Raw genomic sequence first — 24412 nt, forward strand, 5'->3', positions numbered from 1 at the left:
ATCAAATAACTCGTCGTCATGGTATCGGAAAAAGTGCATATAAAATAAATATTGGATAAGTCGGATTATTTTTCATCAAATAAATGCGCTTCGCTTTTATTTCAAAGATGGCGCCCCATATTCAATACTCGAGCCACATTGCACGCTGTATTTTCTAAGTTTTCAGCCCCCTGCTTGAGCGCCTCACTAAGCGAAGACAATCTTGGCAGAATGCTAAATACCGCCGTGACACCTTCTTGGTGCAGACCTTTCACACCATCCCCTAACACACCACTTAATGCAATAACCGGAACCTGATGTTTTGCCGCGAGTCTCGCAATACCAAGAGGCGCTTTTCCGCCAGCGGTCTGCCCATCCATACTACCTTCCCCGATGATCACCAAATCGGCATCTGGTAAATGTTGCTCAAACGCTAAAGCGTCCATCACAATCTCAATACCGGATTTAAGCTCACCGCCGAGTAGCGCAGCCGCTGCAACGGCGATCCCCCCTGCTGCGCCGCCACCTGCAAGATAACGATAGTCAGTCCCCGTTAACTGCTGAAGAAGCGCCGCAAACTGATTTAACCCATTGTCTAACTCTGCCACCATTTCTGGCGTTGCGCCTTTTTGTGGACCAAAAACTGCCGCAGAGCCGTGTTCCCCAACCAAGGGGTTACTCACATCACAAGCAATGTCGATTTTGCACTGAGATAAACGCGGATCAAGCTGCTGAATGTCAATATGCGCTATTTGCGAAAGGATATTCCCCGTGCTCCCCAGTAATTGATGATTTTCATCATAAAATCGCACACCCAGCGCCTGTAACATGCCGACACCACCATCCACTGTGGCGCTGCCGCCAATCCCTAGAATAATCCGCTCAACCCCTTGAGCAAGCGCATTGGCTATCAGCTCTCCCGTACCATAACTGTTCGTCAGCATCGGGTTTCGCTTGGCTATAGGCACTAACATCAACCCACTGGCTTGCGCCATTTCAATCACCGCCGTCTTACTTTCAGCTAATAGCCCATAATAAGCCATGACAGGGAGCCCCAAAGGATCTGCCACGGTAACTGGTATTTTTTCGCCGTGCTGCGCCGCAATCAGCGCATCCACCGTTCCTTCTCCGCCATCAGCCACTGGCAGCGAAATATATTCCGCGTCAGGAAACACGCGTTGAAAACCTTTTATCACTGATTGAGCTGCAAGCTCGGCGCTCATGCTCTCTTTAAAAGAATCAGGTGCAATGATAATTTTCATTAATCAGCATTCCTTATTTGCACGATGTCATATTTATTCTTATTTCTATAAACTATTTAAAATAATACCGATAATCAATAAACAAATCTGTATATTTATGACGAAGTAAATATAAATCTTTCTCTCGAAACATATTTATGAATAATATATATATAAGTGTAACAGCCCATTACCTAATTCATACTTCATTATTATTTTTTGCATTATTTTTATAAAAAATAAGTCAGTAATTATCGCCATAAAAAACCAATAAAAACCCAAAAACCCAGATCATTTAGCTAATTAAATCAAAATAATCGAACATAAGACCCATAATCCTTTGTAATTTTACTCACTAACTGAGTGATCAAAATAGCTATTAACTATCGAAAATAGCCTATCAATCCGTCATAAATATTGGTAATTAGTTTAACTTAGCGGTTAAATACACCTAAATTGATATAGTCAATTTTCGATTACTCTCGCCAATTAAAGATAATAATATTTAATTATCTTTGAATACTATTATCTCAATAAAACTCGCATGGAGGGATCATGCTAGCTAATCAACAATTCGATAACCATGAAGTATCCACTTACATTGGTTCATTTCTTAAACGACGACGTAAAGTTGTTGGGCTCACCGGTGCTGAACTCGCTTCTCGTTTAAGCATCAGCCAACAACAGATTTCTCGCTATGAGCGAGGTGTCAATGCGATTACTATTCAAAATCTTTTGGGAATTTTGCATGCTTTAGAATTAAAAAAGCACGATATTGATGAGTTCCTACAAAATATTTTCAATTTTTATCATATCGATATTGATATGGAGAATAAGTTGTTTAACTAGGAATTAGTTTCGACTAAACAACTCGTTAGGTATAGAGAGGGTAACGCCTCTCTACCTCTTCGCTCTCTGAGTTACCCGTAATTCCCCACAATTCCCTTCATACTTGTGACAAAATCAACGCCTATAAATCAACTTTGAACATTGCTAAGATGGAAAAACTAGCAAATCTTGTGATGGAGATAATGATGAGTATCCAGCGCGACACTATTTTGAGCCATGCGTTAAACCAGTTAGAGAAACAGGGGTTATCCGCCTCGACAGAGAGTTTACTCACTGAAATTGAGTCCGATTTTACGACCTTACGCCAATTTTGGCCTGATGATGAAGCCCTCGTTTATGATTCTCTACGCTATCACGGGCAGCAAATTGAAGTGTGGCAGCGTCAAACCTTATTAGATGAGCGACTCAGCCCACAATCAAAACTCATGGCTCGTTATCAACAATTGGCAGAGAAAGTCCGTGAAGGGCGTTTTCCTGGCTGCCTGTTTATTTCCGCCTGCAACTATTATCCAGACCCAGAGCACCCTATCCATCAATTAAGCCGACTGCAAAAATCCAACTCATTCAGCTTTACTAAGCAGCTGCTCGATGAGCTAGATATTGAAGATGCAGAACTCGTCGCCAATCAGATGGAGTTGGTCTTAGAAGGCTGCTTAAATCGCTTGTTGGTTAATCGTGATATCCGTGATGTGGAAATTGCTCAACAGCTTTCTGAAGATATTTTGACTATCGCTCTGTGCCGTAAAAAAGGCGCATTAAGTTAAAATTCGTACACTCGCGCGTTAAACAGGCGTTTTTTGTCGAAAAAGAAAACACTCAGTCAGAAAATGGTTTTTTTTATAAAAAATGCATTGACGGGAACAGCCTAATACGGTTTAATGCGCCCCGTTGCCCGGATAGCTCAGTCGGTAGAGCAGGGGATTGAAAATCCCCGTGTCCTTGGTTCGATTCCGAGTCCGGGCACCACTATTTAAAGAACCCGCCCTAGTGGCGGGTTTTTGCTTTCTAGCGGATCACTTCAGTCTTCACTTCTCAAAAACTACTTTCTTTGTTCACCACTACCACCCTAAAAAATAGCGTGAAATCGTGACTACAAGCTTTTGAGTAAGTCTTGACGATATGGCAATGCGGTCATTGCACCTTTCGCCGTGGTGGCTAATGCACCGCAAATTTGAGCTTGCCCAATAATCACACCCAGCGTGTCTTCATCACGCGGCAGACCATACACCGCCAGCCCTGCCAGTAAACCTGCGACAAAAGCATCTCCCGCACCTGTCGTATCAACCACCACTACCGGTCTAGCAGAATAATGTAGGATATCTCCCTGCCAACACACCATCACCCCATTTTTACCTAGAGTGACCAGCAGCAAATCAAAAGAATACTGTGCTGAAAGCTGTGCAATACCTTGCTGAATATCGGTTTTGCCACTTAGGAAAAATAACTCCTCCTCAGATAACTTCACTACCGAAGCGAAAGTTAGCGCTTTATGTAAACATTCACGTAGTAGATTTTCATCCTGCCAAAGATCCGTTCGGATATTAGGATCAAAACTGACGCGTCCACCGACACTACAGATTTTTTCCATGGCATAAAATGTGGTACTGCGGCTCGGTTCCGCACTCAGCGCGATAGAGCAAGCGTGTAGCCATTCATTTTTCTGAAATACGGGTAAGTCCTCAACTTCTAAAAAAAGATCTGCTGCGGGACGAACCATAAACGTAAAGGTTCGTTCTCCCTCTTCATCCAGTTCAACCACCACCGTTGATGTACGATGTTGCGGGTCCAGCTTCATATAGTCGGTGTTCACTTTCTCTTGCTCTAACGTGCGGCACATAAAGCGGCCAAAAGGATCATCCCCAACACGACCAATAAACCCACTTTGTCCATCAAGGCGAGCAACCCCAGCCGCCACATTCGCAGGCGCACCACCCGGCATCTGAAGTAAGCAGCCTTCTCTTTCGGGGATCAAATCAACAACAGCATCACCGAGAACCCACACTTTATCGGTCATAAATAACTCCACAAGCAATATTGAAAATAGTCAGTATGATTAAATTGAATCCCTTGGTAACCAAGGCGATGAAATATAGATAGTTTCTCGATGTGTCTCCCCATTAATGATATGTAGCGCGCTGCGTTTGCCAATTTCATAATGCGGGAGTTGTACCGTCGAAAGCGGTGGAATAAATAATTCACCGATCCCAACCATATTGTCGTAGCCCACAACGGCGACATCTTTTGGGATCTTCAATCCACTCTCTAACAAGATTTGATAAACGATGAATGCGATCCGATCGTTTCCACAAATAACTGAATCAAAACCCGCTTTTCCATGGTGGATCTGCTTGCGTACAATCTCAGGAATATCTGCATAGTTTTCTGTACTTAAAAAATGATGAGATAACGCATCCGCATTAATTCCATGCTCTTCACAAGCGCGCTTAACCCCAAGAGCTCGGCGAAGAGTCGCTGGGTGGTTAGCTGGGAGATATAAACACAGCGGTTGGCGGTACCCCGCATTTAATAGCGCTTTCACCGCGTTATATTGGCCATCTTCATCATCGGGTACATAGCTGGCCGTTGGTACATTTAGGCTTTCACAGTTAGCGAGTACTAATGGCACTTTCATCATGTGCTTGGTAATTTCAACCTGCCGAAGTCCCATTGCCGTGTAGATAATGCCATCTGGGCGATGAGAAAAAAGTAAACTCGCGATGGCTTCAGGGTCATCACCTTCTAGCATATTCACCACATAGCTATTCCAACCATGTGAACGCGCCGTTTCTTCAATAGACAGCGTGATATCGACAGAGAAAGGGGACGTCGCCGTATCTAGCGCCAATACCCCAATCGTTCGAGGTTTTTGTCCTGAACGTGTACCGCGGATCATGCGAGCTGAAAGATCAGGCGTATAACCGGTTTCATTAATGGCTTTTTGAATGCGCTCTAATGTCTCTTTTTTCAGCTTTTCAGGATTATTGATAGCTCTAGAGACCGTCATCATTGAAACGCCAGCCAGCTTTGCGACATCTTTTAAGAGTACCATTTTGCCCTCTTTACTCTATTTTCAACGTCTTTGTTTTCAACGTCTTTTCATCGGAGTATATCAACCAATAAATCGCCACATGATTGCGAGAATAAGAAACCTGTGACATCCCTCACATACCGTCAATGTTAATGTTAACATTGGTGATTAACATCATATTTATGCACTATGCCGTCTTTTATAAAGTGAATGTTAACATTAACAATATAGACATTCTGACAGTAGGAGAATATCTATGGGCAAAAAAACACGCGCTAACATGCATGCCTATCTCACATTAAGTGGTTTGTTATTTACTTTTTTTTGGACATGGTCATCCGTGTTTTCCTTGGTATCTCTGTGGCTCAGCCAAAAAATTGGCCTAAAGGGCACCGATACGGGCATTATTTTTTCTGTTATCAGCCTAACCGCATTTTGTGCTCAGCCTCTTTATGGTTTTATCCAAGACAGGCTTGGCTTACGCAAAAATCTATTATGGTTTCTGGGTGGATTGCTATTAATCAGCGGGCCTTGGTTTATTTTTGTCTGTACCCCGTTATTAAAATGGAACATTTTTGCGGGAGCGGCCGCGTTGGGTATTTATGTTGGCGCAACTTTCTTTGCCGGCATTGGTGCCCTTGAATCCTACACTGAACGCGTTAGCCGCATTGCGAGTTTTGAATATGGTCGTGCCCGTATGTGGGGTTCACTAGGCTGGGCAGGCGCCACCTTTTTTGCCGGGTTATTATTTAATATCGACCCCAATTTAAACTTTGCTATGGGTTCTGCCAGCGCACTTCTGTTCATCATCCTGTTATGGCGTTTACGCAACGTTCGCCCTCATACCATGAATGAGCTTGAGTTCGGCAAAACTCAGTCACTGACTATCACTGATGCGCTGGGATTATTACGCATGCGTTCATTTTGGTCTTTGGTGATATTTGTCTGCGGGGTGAGTGTTTATAACGTCTACGACCAACAATTTCCGGTCTATTTTGCCTCGTTGTTTGCTAACCAAAACGAAGGCAACGAGATGTTTGGCTACTTAAATTCGCTTCAGGTTTTCTTAGAGGCGGGAGGGATGTTCTTAGCACCTTTCCTCGTCAATCGAATTGGCGCAAAGCGAGGCCTGCTTTTGAGCGGTGTCATCATGGCGCTGCGTATTTTAGGTTCAGGGCTTGCCGACGATGCAATCACAATTTCATTTATGAAACTGCTACATGCGGTTGAACTCCCTATCCTATTAATTTCATTATTTAAATACATTACATCCGTATTTGATAAACGTTTATCTGCAACCATCTACTTAGTGGGTTTCCAGTTTGTAGCGTCGCTCTGCGCCTCATTCTTATCCCCACTCGCGGGATACAGCTATGACACATTAGGCTTTGCAGATACCTATATGATCCTCGCCGCTATCGTCATTTTGATGACGATAATTTCAAGTGTCCTTCTGCAATCAGAGGACGCATCAACCGTCAATCGTATGACAACATCGAAAAAAACGGTGGAACTATGAACCAAAAACTTCAGCAAGCACAATTTGCTCTTGAGCAACTTAAAGCTCAACGTGGAAATACCTATTACCCTGACTTCCATCTTGCTCCGCCCGCTGGCTGGATGAATGATCCCAATGGTTTGATCTACTTTGATGGGTTATATCACGCATTTTATCAACATCACCCAATGAGTGCTGACTGGGGGCCAATGCATTGGGGTCACGCCACCAGCCACGACATGATCCATTGGCAACATCAGCCTATCGCGCTAGCACCCGGTAATGATTATGATCGTGATGGCTGTTTTTCGGGTTGTGCTGTAAATGATAATGGAATCCTTTCACTCATTTATACAGGGCATGTGTGGCTAAAAGAAGCCGGTGACGATAGCGCTATCCGTGAAGTTCAATGTTTAGCAACCAGCACCGATGGTATTTACTTTGAAAAACAAGGCATTGTGCTAACGCCTCCCGATGGCATCATGCATTTCCGTGATCCTAAAATTTGGCAAGAAAATGGCACTTGGTGGATGGTGTTAGGTGCTCGAGACGCGGCAAATTGTGGGCAAACGTTGCTTTATAAGGGAAATTCACTACGCGAATGGCAACTTGATCGGATCCTCGCCCATGCTGACGTTGATGGTGGCTATATGTGGGAATGCCCAGATTTCTTCCCGTGTGGCGACCATCACTATTTGATGTTTTCACCACAAGGCATCCAACAAAATACAGGTTACCAATATCGTAATCGCTTCCAATCCGGCGTAATTCAAGGTCACTGGCAACAAGGAAGCGCCTTTATACAAAACCAAAAATTTACTGAATTAGATAATGGACACGATTTTTACGCACCACAATCATTTACGGCAGCGGATGGGCGACGTGTCATTATGGCTTGGATGGATATGTGGGAATCTGCCATGCCATCCAAACAAGAAGGCTGGGCTGGCTGCTTAACTCTACCACGCGAGTTATTTGAACGAGATGGGCATTTATGCCAACGCCCAGTGATTGAAGCCAAATCACTACGCCAACAGAGCCAACCCATTGAGCCTCACTCGGTTAGTCAAACAGAAGTGCTACTCGACCATTCCAGCGCCATCGAATTAGAGCTTGTTTGGGATATAAGCCAAAGCAATGCGGAACGATATGGCATAGCGCTAGGTAATAAAGTAGGCGATGGATTAGAGCTGTATATTGATAGCCAATCTCAGCGCTTAGTGCTCTGGCGGCATTATCCAGAATATGAGCTGGACGGTTATCGCAGCATTCCATTACCCGCGAGCGATAAGCTTTCATTGCGTATTTTTATTGACCGCTCCTCCGTTGAAGTCTTCGTCAACGACGGTGACGCCGCAATGTCTAGCCGTATTTATCCCCAACCTAATGAACGCAAGTTAATGTTATTTGCTTCTCATGGCAGCGCGGTGATTTCGGAAGGAATGCTTTGGCAGCTCAAATAATGATTGAGCCGGAATTGGGATAAACAAAATAGCCTTGTGATGTGCTTTATCACAAGGCGTTTTTAATCCTTTAGACTCTGTTGAGGCCAGTCTCATTTTTATAATATTAGCTTAAATAGATAAGTATTATTATCGACCTTATAAGTCATTCACATCAAAAAAACTCTCGGAAAACCTGCATAAAATACGGCTTTAACGTATAATCAACTCTATTGAGCTTTGGCTCACTTCACACAGTGTCGAGATCATCATAAATAACACGCGAACCCAGACTAAAATGGGCTTTTGAGACTCTATTGATCAGGTGAGATATGCTGGATTTTCTAAAGAATTATGACAACTTAACCGTCAGTGAAAAAAAAGTATTAAAATATCTTACCGATAATATTGCCGATATTCCCTACTTGAATATTAATGAATTAGTCGCCAAAACGTTTGTCTCTAAGACTGTCATTATTAATTTGTCCCAGAAATTAGGTTTTAGTGGGTTTAAAGAACTCAAATTCCAAATTAATAACCATATACTTTCACAAAATAAAGCGGAAAAAAACAACCCTGCGTCGTATAAAAAGCAGCTTGAAAATAATATCCATAAAACCTTCACTTTAATAAATGAAGAGCAAATTCGCGACTGTGCGAAAACATTACGCGGCTCGCGTAATATCTTTTTAGTCGCACGTGGCACCAGTAAAGCCGTTGGTTATTATCTTGAACACTTGCTCTTCTCTCTTGGATTACACTGCTTTTTTATCAACGATTACAATCTCTCCGACTCTTTTACTCGCCTAGTTAACCAAAATGACACCGTGATTTTTATCTCGCTGTCTGGTGGAACCAAGAAAATCATCGAAACCGCTAAAATCGTGCAATTGAAAGAGGCCAACATCATCAGTATGACCGCCTTTCACACCAACGAACTCACCGCCTACGCCAATAACACTCTTTTCTGCTTCGCAGATAGCTATGACACCAAACGGGACGATTCAAAATCCAGAACTGGATTTTTTATTCTGGTGGATTTATTAATTAATGAATTGGAAAACCTGCTGTAAATAAACTCCCACCCACCTTATTTATTTAACTTAAGGTTAGCTGAGTGCTTTTCATTCAATTATTTTTGTGATTTTTCAAATAATCATTTATTTAAAAAACCCATAACACATTTATAGAAAAATCATTATTAATATGATTTTTAAAGCTTTATTTAATTTTAATGACCTAGGTCTTAATCTGTGACCTGAGATAATATTTAAAACCGTAACATCATTTCATTTAAAAAACCCAGTGCTAGTATTCCAGTTAATTTCAATAATTCTTCGTCATTAGGAAAAAATATGGCTAAAAGAAAATTCGGTGAGTCAATCCAGCGCTTTGGTAGGACACTGCTCCTGCCAATCGGGGTTCTGGCTCCAATTGGTATGATACTGGGGATCAGTGGTGCATTAGTTCAAACCTACATGATTGCTCGATTCCCTTTCCTCGGCAATGAAACCGTTAACGCATTACTTGTCAGCATCCGTTCTATCGCGGGCGTCATCTTCGACAACATCCCATTACTGTTCGCCATGGGGGTTGCCTACGGCATGAGCCAACGCGATAAGGGGATCGCGGTCTTCGCCTCCGTTGTCGGTTACCTTTCGTTGATTATCACCATGAATATTTGGTTGGTACTCACCGGTAAACTGGCGGATCCAGCGATTATGGGTCAAGTGGGACAGATTAAGGTTTTAGGTATTCAAACCTTAAACATCAGTGCCGCTGGGGGGATTATTACAGGGTTAATTGGTGCATGGGCCACCGATAAATTCTATAACCTCGAGCTGCCGACCGCCTTCGCCTTCTTCTCGGGTAAAAAGTCAGTCGCGATTATCATGGTCGGCTTAATGATCATGGTCGGCGGAACATTACCGTTTATCTGGGAAGTGTTAGTGCAAGGCTTGATGAAGCTTTCCGCCGTCTTCCTCAGTCCTGTCGGTCCGTTCTTTACCGCGGGGGGTGAACGTCTGTTTATTCCATTCGGGTTACACCACGTATGGAACGTTCTGTTTAGATTTACCGAAGCTGGTGGTACCTATGTTATTGATGGACAGACCTTTGTCGGTGTCGTTCCAGCTTTAACGGAAGTGTTATTTAAGCAAGGTCCAAGTAGTGAATACTGGGCAATGATGCCAAGCCTGACGCGCTTTATGGCACAGCAACAAATGCTGGTAACGCTGTTCCTGTTCCCTGCGATTGCATTAGCTATCTATAAAACATCGAAAAAAGAGAACCGTGCTGAAGTTAAATCGATGTTGGTGACCATGGTATTGACCGCGATGCTCGGTAACGTGACCGAACCTCTCGAATTTACCTTCGTGTTTATCGCACCGCTGCTGTACTTAATCTATGCCATCATCGTCGGTATTGGTGCAGTGTTACTGTCATTCGCAGGCGTCGCTATCGGGTATATCCGTGGAACCGTGTTTGACTTCACTATCTTCGGTCTGCTGTACGAGCACACTAACTGGATATTCTTAGTGCTGATTGGTGGCGGTTTAGCGGTAGTGACTTACTTCATTTTCTACTGGGCGATTATCAAATTTGATATCAAAACCCCAGGTCGTGAAGAGTCGAGCAACCTGAAAAATACCTTAATTAAAGAAAAACGTTATGGCGAAATCGCTGAGATCCTTGTTGAAGCCTTAGGCGGTAAAGAGAACATTCGTAACGTAGATAACTGTATTACCCGTATGCGTATTGATGTCGCAGAAGTGAATAAAATTGATAAAGATTTAATGTTGGAATCAGGATGTACCGCATTCTTCTTTCCATCGGCAAACCACGTCCACGTAGTGTATGGACCGAAAGTTGAATTTGTTCGCAACGCTGTTGATGAGTTCATGAAGAAATAAAAGGATATATGATGAGAGCCTTATATGATTCTAAGAGTAAAACCATCGATGACCGCGGTATAAAAGCCCTGTTATCGGATGAAGCCAAATACAATACTTGGCTGATGTTTGAATCCATGTTAGCTCAAGCGCAGGCTGAAGCGGGGTTCATTCCCCAATCAGCGGCTGATGAAATTAAAGAAAAAGCGGTTATTGAGAACATTGATTTTGAAGAGATGAGCCGCATTTACCAAAAAATTGGGCACGGCTTCGTTCCCTTCTTAAAAGTGTTGGTGAATGCCTGTTCTGAAGAGAGTGGTAAATACATCCATTACGGAATTACCACTCAAAATATTCAGCAAAGCTCGCAGCTGTACATGATGAAAACGGTACATAATAAATTTATGTTGCTGTTAAGTGAGATCATCGAAAACCTGTCGGGTCTTGCTGAAAAAACTAAGCATATGGTGATGCCGGGCAGAACCCATGGACGCCACGCTATCCCAATTACTTACGGGTACAAAGTGTCCGTGTGGATCAGCGATTTCATCGACTGCTACCAGCGTATGAAAGAGTGTGAAAAGCGTGTATTTACCATCATGATGGGCGGTGCTGTGGGTGCGTTTAACTCCATGCCGGGGATTGGTTTAGAAGTGCAAAAACGCGTTGCTGAACTGACGGGTATGCATGCGATGGAAGTGCCATCACGTAACCTTAGCACCCATAAACTCGAGTACATGGCGAACTTAGCGCTGATGGCGAATATCTGCCATAAAATCGGGGAAGAAGTTTACAGCACGACGCTGGAAGAAATAGCGGAAGTGTCTGAAGGATTCACCAAAGGCACTGTGGGCAGCAGCACCATGCCACACAAAATCAACCCGAAACTGGCGAAAGGGATTATTGCTAACTCTCAAAAACTGTATTCATTACCGAGTGTTGGGATGTATTCTGCCGTCAGACCGTATGAAGGTGATAGCAGCTCTTATATGTTATTCGATGGGCTTATCGAAGAAGCGCTGGAACTGACCACTGAAATTTTATTAAGAACCGAAGAGCTTTCGAGAACTCTGGTACCTCACGAAGAGAGAATGCTGCATAACGTTCTGAGAAATAAAGGGTTAGATAATACCGAATACGTAATGATGAAAATGGCTGAGAAGCTGGGTAAAGATAAAGCGCACTCATTACTGTATGAAGAAGCCATCAAAACCGCAGCAGATGGAGAGGATTTCTACACTAACCTCACCAAGAACGAAACTATTACGGCGGCATTTAGCAATGATGAAATCAAAGCAATGCTAGACCCACGTTCGTATATTGGTTTGTCCGTTGAAATCGCAGAAAAAGAAGCGAAACGTGGTTTAGCCGTAGCCAAAGAAATTAAACAGCTTTATCAGTAATTATTTGCTTAATAATTTAACTTAAAGCCGTTCTTTGAAGCCGCCATTTTAAAACAATGGCGGCTTTTTTTGGTTATAAAAATATGAATATTGCTAAATAATAGAAAAATAATTCATTACTTTAAATTAGTCATTAATACTTAAAAAATAATTAGCAAGAATGACTGTTAATAAATAATGTGAATTTGTTATCACGTCTGATTTATTCTCAATAAATTTATCTAAATTTTAATTCTTGTATTCAAAAGCAAAAATTAATTTAATTCCCCACACAGAACTATCATTTAATTTGTTCTTTTCGCGTTCTATTAATCTGCGTTTCATGTGATTAGCTAGTCAATAAATCTACTTTTTCGATAAATAAAAAGATTTTGAGATGGCGCTCAAGTATTTATTTTTATAAAACACAGATTATCTCTGCGATTCTGTTTTTGATTCTTAATGATGTTTTTTGATTGATAACAAAGGTATCAGAATGAACAAAGCACATAAATTTGCATCATCTTCTCGTTATAAAAATAAAGCTGCAATCAATAAAAATATTTTTCAGCTGTCTATTATTACTTCTGCGCTGTTATTTTCTGGCTATACACTGGCTTACTCTGAAACAGGGCAACTTGGTGATAAAAATAGCTGGGAAAGCCAAGAATATAAAAATGACTGGGGTTTAGCTGCCATGAATGCCTCCAGTGCCTACGCGCTGGGATATCACGGACAAGGCGCTAAAATCGGTGTTATGGATTCTGGCGCGTTATTATCCCACCAAGAGCTAAGTGGTTCCCGCTTCCACGCAGTTAAAGCCAAAGGTGAGTACGGCTCCACGGGGATGCGTTATCCTCAAGAATTAGGCGGCCACTATGAAAAAGGCCAAGCTTTCGATGTGACTGGAGACTGGATCAAAGGCGTGAATGATACTCACGGTACCCACGTGACAGGCACCGTCGGCGCTAACCGTGATGGCGAAGGAATGCATGGGGTCGCATGGGGCTCTGATGTCTACGTTGGCAACACTGGAGCTACCGACAGCAATAACTACGGCCCTTATCAAGATTACCAATATTTCTATACAGGCTGGAAAGCCATGGTGGATGCAGGTGCCCAAGTGATCAATAACAGTTGGGGAACCAACCCAAGAATTATTGATGCAGGGAAAACGGTCGGCCCTGATGGCGGTAACACCACCGTGCATTTACCCGTTGATACCACCCAACAAACTGAGTACGAATATTTCTATTTCAAAAAAATCTACGGGGATAACCCATCCTTTGTGGATGCCGCCTATGATGCAGTGAAAGGCACCAATGTTGTTCAAGTCTTCACGACGGGTAACCGCGATTTTAAAAACCCGTACTACCGCCCTCTTTACCCTTATTTCAATCCACAAGCTGAGAAACATTGGATTGCGGTTGCTGGGTTAAAACAGACGGCAGACAAAACAGGCTATGAAATTGAAGGTATGTTCAACGAAGCGGGTAATGCCAAATGGTGGACAGTCGTTGCCCCTAGCCGCTATATCTATTCCAGCGTTGTGGATGAAAACGGCAATCCAGGTTGGGATACCTTTAGCGGAACATCAATGGCAGCGCCTCACGTCACGGGTGCTATGGGCGTTTTAATGTCCCGTTATCAATCCATGAATGCCCTGCAAGTTCGTGATGTGATGTTCACGACTGCTAACCGTTACAACCCAGATGGCAGCCTCTATAAAGGTTGGACATCCGCTGATGGTGTACCTGATGAACGCTATGGTTGGGGTACACCTGACCTCGAAAAAGGCATGTATGGTCCGGGTCAATTCTTAGGTAAATTCGAATACCAACTGGATGCTGTACCACTCGATGTCTGGACAAACGACATCAGCCAAGCGGCGTTAGATCAGCGTGAAACCGAAGATTTGGCGTGGTTAGCCGATTATAAAGCCAACGGTATTGATGCTGGCGGTGATTACAATCTTGGTACCGATTTCGTGGTAAACGATGGCAACCCAGACCCAACTTCCCACATTGTTGATAAAGAAGATGCTAAAAAATGGCGTCAGGAATATTACCAAAAACGAGCTGAGGCCATTCAAGCCAAAATCGATGCAGGTCTGTATGACGGCGCTTTAGTCAAAACAGGTCAAGGTACATTGGTGATGACGGGGGATAACACCTACCGTGGTGGTACAACCGTCGAGCAAGGCTCTCTGTACGGTTTTACTGAATCCTTTGGTACTGCGGACGTGAATGTTAACGGCGGCACAATTAGCGTGCTTAATCGTTATAACGACCAATTCACTCAAAAAGGTCAGTTAGTCTCCAATGAAAGCCATAAAGCCAATATCAACATCAACGATAAAGGTACCTATTTAGTTACCGCAGGTCATGATGTGAATGTCGGTAATATGACCTTAAATCAAGGGGCTAAACTGGACGTTGCTGCCGATAATATTGGGCAACTGAAAGACGTTTATCTGAATGATAATTCAATCCAAGGTACGGTTAACGCAGATAATTTAGCCGACAACCGCGCTAAAACCAAAATGCTCGCAGCAAATACCAATAATGCTGCCGCAGATGATTATGCACTATTCCAAAAAGACGTTTCCGTAAAAGACAACACCATTACGGGCTCTCTGAGCAAAAAAGCGGATACCTCATTTGCTTCATTTGCCAATAATGAAAATGGTCGTTCGATTGCTAATACACTAGAAAGTAATGCTAAAGGTCAGCTATTTGATGCAACGCTGCCGATGAGCGAACGTGACCTTCGTAATACTTATCAATCACTCGGTAGCGATATGTACCTTAATGCGAATAATGCCAGTGTGGTGAACGTATTAGGTCTAACTCGTACTGTGAAAGATCAGGCTATCGGCGTGGGTCATGGTCGCTATGCTAATCTCGAAAATAGCAATGCACGCATCTGGATGACGGGTGTTGGTCAATGGGGCAACCTTGATTATGGTTACAGCAATATGGATACCGATTTCTACGCAGCGTTAGTCGGTGCAGAAATTGATGTCGCTGAGCACACCAAAGCAGGTCTGTTCTTTGGGGCGGGTTCATCTAAGTATAAAGCCCATGAGTACGGTAAAATTGACAGCAATGACCTGCATGTTGGTGCCTATGGTGTATCTAATATCAAAAATGTGGCTGCGGTTAACTATGGTGTCACTCATACAAACCAAGACAGAGATGCGAAACGCACGCTGTGGGTAGGTCAAGAGTCCGGTTATAACTCCACCAGCTATGATGCGAAAATTACTCAATTCTTCGTAGAAGGTGCCTATACCCAACTGAATAATGACCGTTATTCTGTTGAGCCTTATGCTGGATTTAACTGGCTGCATGTCACCAGCGACAATCTGCATGAGCAAGTGGGCAATATGCAATTCACCACCAAAACTGACAACCAAGATATCCAAGTCGGTACTGTTGGTTTGCGTGGCGGCTATCCATTCAGCGCGGGTAATGTAAATATCACACTGAAAGGTGACGTATCTGCGAGCCATTTATTTGGTGATACTCGTCCTGAAGCGATGCTGTTCCTGTCAGATACTGGCGAAGCCAAAATTCGTGGTGGCAAGTTAGATAACTTATTTGGCGTGGGCTTAGGGGTTGATGCTCAGCTGAATAAATCCACGACTTTCGGTGTTTCTTACCAAGGTCAATATAACAGTGACGTTAGCTCCAGTGGTGTGAATGCAACACTGAAAGTGAATTTCTAATCACACTTTGAGTCTGTAAAAATGTTGGGCTCCGTCTTTACGGAGCCCAACATTTATTATTTTCATACTGATTAGCGCAGCGCATGAATATCAGAAGGAGATAACCCAGTAATTTGACTAATAATATCGACACTCAAACCTAACTTTAAACTCATTACAGCTTGCTGTTGCAAGTTTAGTACCATTTGTTGCTGATAGTGTTGACGTTCATTCGCTAATTTTTGTTGGCTAATCATTCGTTCCTCTTCCCTTCCTTTTTCCATTCCTTCATTTCTCAATCGCTGTGCAATATTCATCACGGTCTCCTGATGCTCTTCTGTTTGCTCAACCAACGTTTTTACTATATGGGTATAAGCAGGTGTGTCCATAACGCTAAAGAGGTAATTAATAACCAAAATAACATCATCTTGATGATTTTGATTATTGTTGAGTACCTGAACTAATCGTTCCGATAATCCGAATACGTCACCCTGTAGAGATGCATGCTTTAAAACTAACTCCATCGCAGCAACTTTACGGTGATTCACAAGTTCATCGTCACTTGCCATTGTCAGATCCACTAATGGCAGTGGATTGCAATACAAACTATGGGCTAAATCAGACCACTCAAAGCAATCCGTCCATGGCTGGGAATAAGGATAAGGGGATTGATTTCCATGATAAAACAGGATGGGAACCACCTGCGGCAAAGTTTGGTGCCCCTGCTGCAAATGCTGGTTCATCGCGCAAAATGCGTAATGCATCAGCCTCCAACCCATCAGCTTATCGGGGGAAGATTGGTGCTCCACCAAGAAATAAAAATACCCCTTACCCTTGAGTGTTTGAACGGAATAGAGCATGTCCGAGAAACGAGAGCGCAATGTTTTATCCACAAATGAAGCGCTGGCTAACTTCAACGTATCAAAATTGCAAAGGTGTTTAATGCGATTAGGAAGATGGACTTCAAAAAAATCCCGCGCATTATCCACTTTGCTCATAAAGCCTTTAAAGGTTGAATCATGAGGAGCTACAATTGATTGGGTCGCCATCTCGGCCTCGTCTTGGTTCATAAGATGGCGAGATACTAACCAATATTTTCGGGAGAGTGAGAAAAAGTTAGTCCTAATTAACTAGAATCACTTGACGGACTAACTCGTTGCTTTTAATCGAATTATTTACTTATTTTAGCCATAAAAAAACACCTCAATCAGCGTATTGCACATTGAGGTGTCATTCAAAATAAACGAATTTTTTAATTTACTCTTCGGGGAAATTTGGGCCGATTAAATCAATACGATCAGTACAAATTGCATTAACGCCCCACGCTAATAATAATTTGGCGCGTTCAGGGTCATTCACCGTATACACCAGAATATATAAGCCCGCTTGCTTCAATAGCTCGACCCGAGCTTTATCCAATAAGAGATGATCTAAATGGATAGAGACACAGCCTAAACGCGTTATCAGTTCACGCCAATCCTCTCGCCACTCTTCCAATAATAAACCACGTGGCAATTCAGGTGCTGCGGCTTGAGCCGCTTCAAGGGATTCAATGGAAAATGAAGAAAGTAACGGTGCAGTTTGTCCTTGCCAAAGTTGGCGAGCCGCTAATGCCACCACGGTTCCTGTCTCAATCTCCAAGCCAGTGGTTGGCTTAATTTCAATATTCGCCATCATGCGATGTTGTTGGCAACGCTCAGCCACTTGCGATAGTAGCGGCAAATGCTCGTTGGCAAACTCTTGGCTATACCAACTTCCCGCATCAATTTTAACCAGTTGGCTCCAGTCAAAATCCCCTGCAATTCCATACCCATTACTCGTTCGCTCAAGGGTATCATCATGCAGAAGGAAAATTTGACCATCGCGAGATAACTTGGCATCAAACTCAATCATGGTGTGACCATATTTTGCCCCGACATCAATCGCTGCGAGCGTATTTTCAGGGGCTAATTTACCGCCACCACGATGGGCGACAATTTTAGGATAAGGCCAAAGATTCATAAACGATGTCCATATTGAGTATCAAAAAAATGCTGATGGGCTTCAGGAAGATGAAGCCATAACGTGGAGCCAATCTGAGGGCGATGCTCATGCCCTAAGCGTACAATGACTTTCTGCCCAGCCCACTGGCCATGCACGAGATTATCAGCACCTAACATTTCAAGGGTCTCTACTACCAGCGGGATTCCCCCTGACGATTCAGAGCCTAACTGTAAATGTTCCGGTCGGATACCTAACGTTAGCGCATGCCCTACCCACTGTAAATACGTTCTACCTAACGGTAATTGCATTCCGCCACTGAGTTCAAAGCGAGAACCATCCGAACTCAGTTTTCCTTCCAGCAAATTCATGGCAGGAGAACCAATAAAACTCGCCACAAAACGGCTGGCAGGACGCTCGTACACTTCAACTGGGGAGCCAATCTGTTCCGCAACGCCTTTATTCATCACCATCACTCGCTGCGCCAAGGTCATCGCTTCCACTTGATCGTGTGTCACATACAAGCTGGTGGTTTTTAAACGACGATGGAGCTGTTGCAGTTCAAGACGCATATGTACCCTCAACTTTGCATCAAGGTTAGAAAGCGGTTCATCAAATAAGAATACGGCTGGGTCACGCACAATGGCACGCCCCATTGCCACACGTTGGCGCTGGCCGCCAGAAAGCTCTCTCGGTTGGCGCTTTAATAAGCCATCAAGCTCTAAAATCCGTGCAGCATCCGCCACTTTTTGTCGAATAATCTCTTTTCCTAGCCCACGAATTTTTAGTCCCCATGCCATATTTTCTTCAACACTCATATGGGGATACAGAGCGTAATTTTGGAATACCATCGCAATGCCACGCTCTTTGGGCTCTAGATGTGTGACCCGCTTTCGGTCAATCCAAATATCACCACTCGTGACTTGCTCAAGTCCTGCCACCATCCGTAGTAACGTAGATTTACCACACCCAGAAGGCCCCACCATTACGATAAATTCGCCGTCCACCACATCCACGGTCAGCGGCTTGATCACTTGATTTTTTCCGTCCCAACTTTTGGTGACGGCTTGAAGTTTTAATTCTGCCATGGTTATTTCTCACTATCGACCAAGCCACGCACAAACGCCCTCTGCATAGCTAATACCACAAGAACCGGTGGAATCAGCGTAAGCAACATTGCCGCCATCACTTGATTCCATTGAGTCGTACCTTCACCTGACGCGATCATGCCTTTAATCCCTGCAACTGCGGTTCCTAAGCTGGGATCTGCAACGATCAAGATCGGCCATAAGTATTGGTTCCAACCATAAATAAAGGTGATCACAAACAACGCCGCTAAGTTTGTTTTGGACAACGGCAACACAATGTCGATGAAAAACCGCATTGGCGAAGCACCATCAATCCGTGCAGCCTCAATCAATTCATCCGGTAACGTCATAAAAAATTGGCGAAATAAAAAGGTCGCCGTGGCGGATGCCATCAATGGCAAGGTTAGCCCTGCGTAACTATCCACCATGTTTAAGTTAGAAATTACCTCGACCGTAGGAAAAATTCGCACTTCGACAGGTAACATTAACGTGATGAAAATCATCCAAAAAAATAAACTACGACACGGAAAACGGAACCAAACGATGGCAAAAGCCGATAACATCGAAATCGTAATTTTTCCAATCGCTATCACCAGCGCCATAATGGTGCTGTTCACCAACATCAACCAAAATGGGGCGCTATTCGCTGCCACGCCGTTATTCCAAATATGCAGGATGTTTTCCCATAAATGAGAGCCAGGTATTAGGGTAATAGGGGTATCGAAGACCGCTTTATCGTCGAGTGTCGCGGCAACAAAAGCCACATACAGCGGGAATAAAATCACTAAAATCCCAATTACCAGCATTGAATGACTGAATACGCTCAGTCCACGATTTTTCTCAATCATTGGTAACGTACCTTACGCTCGATAAAACGGAATTGAATCACCGTTAGGATGATCACCAAACCCATTAAAATCACGGATTGTGCTGCAGATGAAGAGAGATCGAGCCCTGAAAAACCTTCACGGTAAATCTTATAAATCAGTGTCGTCGTCGCTTGTACTGGCCCCCCGCCCGTTGCCGCATCAATCACAGGGAAAGTATCAAAGAAGGCATACACCAAATTCACCACCAGCAAAAAGAAACTTACTGGAGTAATTAATGGTAAGGATATTTTAAAGAAACGACGGATAGGCCCAGCTCCATCAATAGCCGCCGCTTCCATCAAAGAGCGTGGAATAGACTGTAAGGCAGCGAAGAAAAACAAAAAGTTATAACTGATTTGTTTCCAAACTGAGGCTAAAACCACTAAAAACATTGCCTGACCGCTATTTTGGGCATGGTTCCAGTCATAGCCAATGGATTCCAAACCATAAGTTATCAATCCTCTGCCGGGACTAAACAAAAACATCCATAAAACTGCCGCAACAGCAGGGGCAACAGCATAAGGCAGCAGCATTAATGTTTGGTAAAAACGGCTTCCTCTTACCACATAATCAACCAACGCCGCGAAAAACAGCGAGACCACAAGCCCACTTCCCGCCACCCAAGCACTAAAAATCATTGTGGTATAGAAAGAGTCTACATAGTAGCTATCACTGAAGAGTTGAGTGAAGTTTTCTAACCCCACAAATTCACTGGATAAACCAAAAGGATCAATACTTTGTAATGAATACCAGAGCGCTTGCCCAGCAGGCAAAATAAAGAAAATCACCGTAATAATTAGCTGTGGCAGTACTAGCGCGTAAGGTAACCAGCGGGAGCGAAATACGGGACGAGATGATGACATAAGCAATCCAATAAATCAGATGTGATGCAGCGCCCCTCTTAATTCCATCAAGAGAGGCGAAAGAACTCATTACTGAGTGGATTTTTCGAAACGGCGCAGTAATTGGTTACCACGCTCAACAGAGGCATCGAGGGCTTGTTGTGGGGTCTTTTTACCTGACCACACGGACTCTAGCTCTTCATCCACGATGGTGCGAATTTGCGGCATATTACCTAAGCGTAATCCTTTGGTATAAGGCAATGGGGCTTTGTTTAACATTTGGCGAGTCGCAATATCCGCTCCCGGGTTTTTGTCATAAAAACCGGATTTTTTCGTTAACTCATACGCTGCCGTTGTAATGGGTAAATATCCGGTATTTTGATGCCATTTCGCCGCATTTTCAGGTTCAGCTAAGAATTTCATAAACTCTGCAACGCCTTTATACGTGGCAGGATCTTTACCACCCATCACCCACAGGCTCGCACCGCCAATGATAGCGTTTTGTGGTGCCGTTGGGATTTGTGCATCGTAAGGCATCATGCCAACACCAAAATCAAACTTAGCGTGCTTGCGAATATTCGCGAGAGAACCGGAGGAGCCAGTAATAATGGCACAATCCCCGTTATAGAATTTCTCAGTTGGCTCGTCTTTACGCCCTAAATAACTGAAGGTGCCTTTTTTATTCATATCTTGCAGCTGCTCGATATGCCTTACATGGTCTGGAGTATTGAATTCCAATACCGCGTCTGCGCCATCAAAACCGTTATTCTTCGATGCGACAGGCAAACCATTCCATGCACTGAAGTTTTCAATTTGGATCCAGCCCTGCCAACCGCTGGCATAGCCGCACTTCATTCCTGATTCACGTAATTTTTCAGTATATTGAGCAAGATCTTGCCATGTTTTAGGTGGGGTATCTGGGTTTAAACCGGCTTTTTTGAAGGCTTCTTTATTGTAATAAAGAACGGGAGTAGAGCTATTGAAAGGCTGAGATAACAGGTGTCCTGTTTTTGCATCACTGTAATAGCCCGAAACAGTAGGCACAAACTGAGACTCATCAAAATCAATTCCGGCTTCTTGGAAAACTTCGTAGACAGGTTTGATAGCTTTGGATGACATCATCGTCGCAGTACCGACTTCATAAACCTGTAATATCGCAGGCGCATTGCCAGAACGAAATGCCGCAATCCCCGCAGCTAGGCTTTGCTCGTAGTTCCCTTTATAAGTAGGAACCACCTTGTAATCTGGGTGAGCTTCATTAAAGCGAGTGACAAGGTCATTCACTTCTTCGCCAAGCTGACCTTCCATTGAATGCCAGAATGGGATTGTGGTGACTGCCATTCCTTGACTACTAAAAGCCAAGCCTAACATCATTGCTAAAGCAGACTGTTTGATAGATGCCATGCCAATTCTCTCTTTTATTATGACTGAAGTTTATCCGCCAAGATTTACACTAAAATGTGTGAATTCACGCAATTTATGTTCGAGAGAGAATTTATCACCGAGAAATGACAGAAATATCGCCAACACATGACAGATTGATGACGACCATATCTCTAGCAAATGACGTTTACATGACAATCAGCGTTTTTTATTTTCACGGTATATCAAAAAATAAATAATAAAATTAATTTAAATAATAAATTCTTGATTATTGAAAAATGATTAAATAACAAAAAATAGGAAAAACGAATAAAAGAGTAAAAAAAGATGCCAGAAATAACTTTGCAGAAACTGTCATTCTATACATATTATCCACCTTGTTTTTTATTAAAAACAACAAATGAAAATGAAATTGAAAACAAGCCTATTATTGATATCGCCATACAAACAAACTGAATTTACAAATTAACTTTAGGATAATATTAAAACAACAACAAGCATTTAATACTACAAATCCAACAAACTAATAATAACCCATAAAATAAGCTATCTTATGATTATCAATTTATAGCCAATTTAAAATATACATCCGAAAATAATAAAGGGTAAATAAAAATCTATTTACCCTTAAAAACTCATTATTAGATTAACTTCCAGGCGTAAAATAAATTGGGGATCCAGGCCCTACCGGTAATCCCAAAATAAACACCCAAATAATGAAGAAGAGAGACCAGCCAATAAAGAAAATAATCGAGTATGGCAACATCATTGAAACCAAAGTGCCAATCCCTGCATCTTTCTTATATTTGACGACGATTGCCATAATTAAACCAAAATAGCTCATCATTGGCGTAATAATATTGGTCACCGAGTCACCAATACGATAAGCCGCTTGGATAGTTTCCGGTGAATAACCTGCCAACATTAGCATTGGTACAAATATCGGTGCTGTCACGGCCCATTGAGCAGAAGCAGAGCCGATCATGAGGTTAATAAAGGCGCAAATCAGAATAAAACCAACAAATAATATTCCACCGTGTAGGTCAATGCTATTTAAGAAATTAGCGCCTTTGACCGCAATAACTTGCCCGATATTTGTCCATCCAAAGAATGCAACGAACTGTGCTGCAAAGAAAATGATGACTAAATAGAGACCCAAGGTACTCATTGCGCTTGCCATCGCATCAACCACATCTTTGTCGCTACGCATGGTTTTTGCGATATAGCCGTAAACAATCCCCGGAACCGCAAAGAAAATAAAGATAAACACCACAATCGCTTTTAAGAAAGGTGAATTACTCACTAACCCCGTTTCTTGATTACGTAAAATTCCACTTTCCGGCACCACCATTAAGGCTAATACTGCCGCTAATCCCCAGAAAGTCACCGATGCCCAGAACAGTGCTTTTTTCTCCAGCGGAGTGACTTCAGCAGAGGCACGGAGTTTATCTTCGTCCTCATCGACACCACCGCCCTGATAAGGGCCTAACTGTGGCTCAACAATTTTCTCTGTGATGAAATAACCCAAGATAGTGATCAAGAAGGTACTGGCAAACATAAAGTACCAGTTTGCTTCTGCCCCAACGATATAGGTAGGGTCAATAATTCGAGCGGCTTGCTGAGTGATCCCTGACAGTAACGGATCCACTGTTCCTAATAGCAAGTTCGCTGAATATCCACCGGATACCCCTGCAAATGCAGCAGCAAGCCCAGCTAATGGATGGCGACCTAATGAATGGAAAATAATCGCAGCCAGTGGAATCAATACCACATACCCGAGTTCTGCCGCGGTATTAGACATAATCCCAGCAAAAACAATCGCAACGGTGGTTAATTTACGTGGCGCTTTGATAACAATCAGACGCATTGCTGCAGATAATAAACCGGCACGTTCTGCGATCCCAACCCCTAAAAGAGCAACTAATACCGTGCCTAGAGGCGCGAATCCCGTAAAGTTGGTGACCACGTTAGACAGAATTTTACGGATGCCTTCCGCATCTAACAGGCTAACAATGTGAATAATTCCGTCTGCCGCACGACCTTTCGCACCTTCAGGGCGAGGATCCGGCACACTAATACCAAAATACTGACCAACGGCGGAAGAGACTAATAAAATCCCAATTAAGATAATGAATAGAATAACAGGATGTGGCAGAGCATTTCCCAGCCACTCAACCGTTCGTAAAAAACGGCTACCCTCTTGTCTTTTTTGTTCCATGTATGCTCCTTAT

18 protein-coding genes and 1 tRNA gene are annotated in these 24412 nt (G+C 43.1%); 9 read left to right on the plus strand and 10 right to left on the minus strand.

The genetic code is table 11. From position 1 onward, the window contains the following. Window positions 1–101 precede the first annotated feature (101 nt). Window positions 102–1241, minus strand: coding sequence for a glycerate kinase (locus QS795_RS15110; RefSeq protein ID WP_318626595.1), 1140 nt, complete (start codon window positions 1239–1241; stop codon window positions 102–104). A gap of 534 nt (window positions 1242–1775) precedes the next feature. On the opposite strand from QS795_RS15110, the gene QS795_RS15115 reads away from it, so the two are divergent. From QS795_RS15115 to QS795_RS15125, 3 genes are all read left to right on the plus strand, one after another. After that, entirely contained in the window at window positions 1776–2069 is a 294-nt protein-coding gene (locus QS795_RS15115) for a helix-turn-helix domain-containing protein (RefSeq protein ID WP_154603522.1), read from the plus strand. Window positions 2070–2260: 191 nt separating this feature from the next. Further along, complete coding sequence (dicD, locus tag QS795_RS15120; protein WP_418055385.1) at window positions 2261–2833, plus strand: division control transcriptional repressor DicD; 573 nt, start codon at window positions 2261–2263, stop codon at window positions 2831–2833. Between the two features lie 126 nt (window positions 2834–2959). Further along, window positions 2960–3035, plus strand: a tRNA-Phe gene (locus QS795_RS15125). A gap of 124 nt (window positions 3036–3159) precedes the next feature. Here the strand turns inward: QS795_RS15125 and QS795_RS15130 are convergent. After that, a complete protein-coding gene (locus QS795_RS15130) occupies window positions 3160–4083 on the minus strand; it encodes an aminoimidazole riboside kinase (protein WP_286269643.1) in 924 nt (307 codons plus the stop codon). 39 nt (window positions 4084–4122) lie between these two features. Further along, a complete protein-coding gene (locus tag QS795_RS15135) occupies window positions 4123–5118 on the minus strand; it encodes a LacI family DNA-binding transcriptional regulator (RefSeq protein WP_286269642.1) in 996 nt (331 codons plus the stop codon). A gap of 235 nt (window positions 5119–5353) precedes the next feature. Between QS795_RS15135 and QS795_RS15140 the strand changes: the two genes are divergently transcribed. The 6 genes from QS795_RS15140 to pta all read left to right on the plus strand — a co-directional run bounded on the left by QS795_RS15140 (window position 5354) and on the right by pta (window position 16040). Beyond that, window positions 5354–6616, plus strand: a complete 1263-nt coding sequence (locus QS795_RS15140; RefSeq protein WP_318626598.1) for an MFS transporter — start codon at window positions 5354–5356, stop codon at window positions 6614–6616. Then, the gene (locus QS795_RS15145; RefSeq protein ID WP_286269640.1) at window positions 6613–8058 is read left to right on the plus strand and encodes a glycoside hydrolase family 32 protein; all 1446 of its coding nucleotides are present in this window, start codon (window positions 6613–6615) and stop codon (window positions 8056–8058) included. Before QS795_RS15140 ends, QS795_RS15145 begins: the two co-directional genes overlap by 4 nt. Before the next feature lie 311 nt (window positions 8059–8369). After that, complete coding sequence (locus QS795_RS15150; RefSeq protein ID WP_036949583.1) at window positions 8370–9110, plus strand: MurR/RpiR family transcriptional regulator; 741 nt, start codon at window positions 8370–8372, stop codon at window positions 9108–9110. 282 nt (window positions 9111–9392) lie between these two features. After that, window positions 9393–10949, plus strand: a complete 1557-nt coding sequence (locus tag QS795_RS15155; RefSeq protein WP_006658525.1) for a PTS transporter subunit EIIC — start codon at window positions 9393–9395, stop codon at window positions 10947–10949. A gap of 11 nt (window positions 10950–10960) precedes the next feature. Beyond that, complete coding sequence (locus QS795_RS15160; protein WP_286269634.1) at window positions 10961–12331, plus strand: class-II fumarase/aspartase family protein; 1371 nt, start codon at window positions 10961–10963, stop codon at window positions 12329–12331. 475 nt (window positions 12332–12806) lie between these two features. Beyond that, the gene (pta, locus tag QS795_RS15165) at window positions 12807–16040 is read left to right on the plus strand and encodes an autotransporter Pta (protein WP_286269633.1); all 3234 of its coding nucleotides are present in this window, start codon (window positions 12807–12809) and stop codon (window positions 16038–16040) included. A gap of 71 nt (window positions 16041–16111) precedes the next feature. Here pta and QS795_RS15170 read toward each other — a convergent pair whose 3' ends face one another. From QS795_RS15170 to QS795_RS15200, 7 genes are all read right to left on the minus strand, one after another. After that, window positions 16112–17068, minus strand: a complete 957-nt coding sequence (locus QS795_RS15170) for an Rpn family recombination-promoting nuclease/putative transposase (RefSeq protein ID WP_286269631.1) — start codon at window positions 17066–17068, stop codon at window positions 16112–16114. Window positions 17069–17276: 208 nt separating this feature from the next. Beyond that, on the minus strand, window positions 17277–18020 hold the full coding sequence (ugpQ, locus tag QS795_RS15175; protein ID WP_286269628.1) for a glycerophosphodiester phosphodiesterase: 744 nt from the start codon (window positions 18018–18020) through the stop codon (window positions 17277–17279). Beyond that, window positions 18017–19087 carry a sn-glycerol-3-phosphate import ATP-binding protein UgpC gene (locus QS795_RS15180; RefSeq protein WP_318626600.1) on the minus strand — a complete coding sequence of 357 codons (1071 nt, stop codon included), beginning with the start codon at window positions 19085–19087 and terminating at the stop codon, window positions 18017–18019. The genes ugpQ and QS795_RS15180 overlap by 4 nt, the downstream gene beginning before the upstream one ends. Before the next feature lie 2 nt (window positions 19088–19089). Further along, the gene (gene ugpE, locus QS795_RS15185; RefSeq protein WP_154603157.1) at window positions 19090–19935 is read right to left on the minus strand and encodes a sn-glycerol-3-phosphate ABC transporter permease UgpE; all 846 of its coding nucleotides are present in this window, start codon (window positions 19933–19935) and stop codon (window positions 19090–19092) included. After that, window positions 19932–20819 (minus strand): sn-glycerol-3-phosphate ABC transporter permease UgpA, encoded by an 888-nt coding sequence (gene ugpA / locus QS795_RS15190; RefSeq protein WP_154627839.1) that lies wholly within the window; start codon window positions 20817–20819, stop codon window positions 19932–19934. Before ugpA ends, ugpE begins: the two co-directional genes overlap by 4 nt. 69 nt (window positions 20820–20888) lie before the next feature. Continuing rightward, window positions 20889–22202 carry a sn-glycerol-3-phosphate ABC transporter substrate-binding protein UgpB gene (gene ugpB, locus QS795_RS15195; RefSeq protein WP_286269620.1) on the minus strand — a complete coding sequence of 438 codons (1314 nt, stop codon included), beginning with the start codon at window positions 22200–22202 and terminating at the stop codon, window positions 20889–20891. 625 nt (window positions 22203–22827) lie between these two features. Beyond that, window positions 22828–24399: an AbgT family transporter gene (locus tag QS795_RS15200; RefSeq protein WP_154603160.1), complete on the minus strand. Its 1572-nt coding sequence runs from the start codon at window positions 24397–24399 to the stop codon at window positions 22828–22830. Window positions 24400–24412: the final 13 nt, after the last annotated feature.

The organism is Providencia zhijiangensis (assembly GCF_030315915.2).
Lineage (GTDB): Bacteria > Pseudomonadota > Gammaproteobacteria > Enterobacterales > Enterobacteriaceae > Providencia > Providencia zhijiangensis.

Coding starts and splice junctions, on each gene's coding strand:
- QS795_RS15110 (WP_318626595.1), bottom strand. CDS start 1,241: ATGAAAATTATCATTGCACCTGATTCTTTTAAAGAGAGCATGAGCGCC.
- QS795_RS15115 (WP_154603522.1), top strand. CDS start 1,776: ATGCTAGCTAATCAACAATTCGATAACCATGAAGTATCCACTTACATT.
- QS795_RS15130 (WP_286269643.1), bottom strand. CDS start 4,083: ATGACCGATAAAGTGTGGGTTCTCGGTGATGCTGTTGTTGATTTGATC.
- QS795_RS15135 (WP_286269642.1), bottom strand. CDS start 5,118: ATGGTACTCTTAAAAGATGTCGCAAAGCTGGCTGGCGTTTCAATGATG.
- QS795_RS15140 (WP_318626598.1), top strand. CDS start 5,354: ATGGGCAAAAAAACACGCGCTAACATGCATGCCTATCTCACATTAAGT.
- QS795_RS15145 (WP_286269640.1), top strand. CDS start 6,613: ATGAACCAAAAACTTCAGCAAGCACAATTTGCTCTTGAGCAACTTAAA.
- QS795_RS15150 (WP_036949583.1), top strand. CDS start 8,370: ATGCTGGATTTTCTAAAGAATTATGACAACTTAACCGTCAGTGAAAAA.
- QS795_RS15155 (WP_006658525.1), top strand. CDS start 9,393: ATGGCTAAAAGAAAATTCGGTGAGTCAATCCAGCGCTTTGGTAGGACA.
- QS795_RS15160 (WP_286269634.1), top strand. CDS start 10,961: ATGAGAGCCTTATATGATTCTAAGAGTAAAACCATCGATGACCGCGGT.
- pta (WP_286269633.1), top strand. CDS start 12,807: ATGAACAAAGCACATAAATTTGCATCATCTTCTCGTTATAAAAATAAA.
- QS795_RS15170 (WP_286269631.1), bottom strand. CDS start 17,068: ATGGCGACCCAATCAATTGTAGCTCCTCATGATTCAACCTTTAAAGGC.
- ugpQ (WP_286269628.1), bottom strand. CDS start 18,020: ATGAATCTTTGGCCTTATCCTAAAATTGTCGCCCATCGTGGTGGCGGT.
- QS795_RS15180 (WP_318626600.1), bottom strand. CDS start 19,087: ATGGCAGAATTAAAACTTCAAGCCGTCACCAAAAGTTGGGACGGAAAA.
- ugpE (WP_154603157.1), bottom strand. CDS start 19,935: ATGATTGAGAAAAATCGTGGACTGAGCGTATTCAGTCATTCAATGCTG.
- ugpA (WP_154627839.1), bottom strand. CDS start 20,819: ATGTCATCATCTCGTCCCGTATTTCGCTCCCGCTGGTTACCTTACGCG.
- ugpB (WP_286269620.1), bottom strand. CDS start 22,202: ATGGCATCTATCAAACAGTCTGCTTTAGCAATGATGTTAGGCTTGGCT.
- QS795_RS15200 (WP_154603160.1), bottom strand. CDS start 24,399: ATGGAACAAAAAAGACAAGAGGGTAGCCGTTTTTTACGAACGGTTGAG.